The organism is Paraburkholderia sp. J11-2, assembly GCF_905220185.1.
In the GTDB taxonomy this organism is placed as follows: domain Bacteria; phylum Pseudomonadota; class Gammaproteobacteria; order Burkholderiales; family Burkholderiaceae; genus Paraburkholderia.
This window is the reverse complement of record NZ_CAJMYY010000084.1, coordinates 1-1,213: the sequence shown is the minus strand read 5'-3', so window position 1 is coordinate 1,213 and position 1,213 is coordinate 1. Positions and strand designations below refer to the sequence as shown.

1 protein-coding gene is annotated in these 1,213 nt (G+C 54.0%); it reads left to right on the top strand.

The features are described 5' to 3' along the window. The coding region (locus U5A57_RS41225; protein WP_321918080.1) for a porin at positions 1–1,089 on the top strand (1,089 nt) is incomplete at its 5' end. Between the last annotated feature and the right edge of the window lie 124 nt (positions 1,090–1,213).

Below are 1,213 nucleotides of genomic sequence, written 5' to 3'. Positions count from 1 at the left end.
TGGTTTTCTGCAAGCGTGTTTGCACAATCGTCTGTCACGCTGTACGGCGTTCTAGACAACTCTATTCAATATGTTCACAATAATGGCGGGGCCAACAACTCTCTATCGATGCAGAGCGGACAGATGTCGCCAACTGTTTTCGGCTTTCGAGGAAGCGAGGACTTAGGTGCCGGTTGGTCCGCAATTTTCACCCTCGAGAATTGGTTCGATATTAATAGTGGTGCGTCGACGGATTCCAAGAGGCTTTTCTCCCGGCAAGCATTCGTCGGACTGAAAAGCGATCAATACGGCACTTTCACCTTTGGTCGTCAACTCGACGGCATGTTAAACCTTGTGGCGCCAGTTCAAGGTAACTTCTTCCTCGAATACTTCACAGCACCAGGGGACATTGATCTCGCCGACGGAACGACGCGAGTCGATAACGCTGTCCAATGGTCCAGTCCGACGTGGGCGGGGCTTCAGATCGCGCTCCAATACGGTTTCGGTAACGTCGCTGGTTCACTGGGTTCAGGTCAGTCCTACAGTGCAGCATTGAACTATTCGATCGGCGCGCTAACGTTGGCCGGAGGCTACTTTCATGCGGACAATGGCAACGCCAGGACCTCGACCCGCGGGCTTTCAAGCGCTTCTGGCGGCTTCTTTAGTCCCGTGAATTCCGCGTACGCAAGTGCAAGTGGTTACAACGTTGCGCGAGTTGGAGCTGCATACGCAATTGGTCCAGTCACCATCGGCGGGTATTACAGCTATGCTGAATATCTGGCGGATGCAGATTCGACCTTTCGATCAGCTGAGCGCTACAACAATGGATCTGTCTTTGCCGCATGGCAGATGACGGAAACGACAATGCTTGAACTCGGGTACGACTACCTGAAGTCGCATGGTGACTCGTCCGCTACCTATCATCAGATTACCTTCGCGGCAGACTACGCACTGTCGAAGCGAACGGACTTGTACTTCTCTGCCGGGTATGGCCATGCGTCCGGAACGAACGGAATTGGCCCGGCTCAAGCGGTTATCGCGGATTCGTATACTGCGGGTGGAACAGCCTCGCAAGAGCTCGCGATCGTGGGCATACGACACCGCTTCTGAAAACCAGGTTCATTGCGCACGTTCTTTCAGGCTACCTCATTGCGGCACGCTTCAAACGTCGGCAGCGGTAAGCACATAGGGTAACGCCAATCGGGTAGGGTCGGTTAGTTAGCTTGTCCGACCC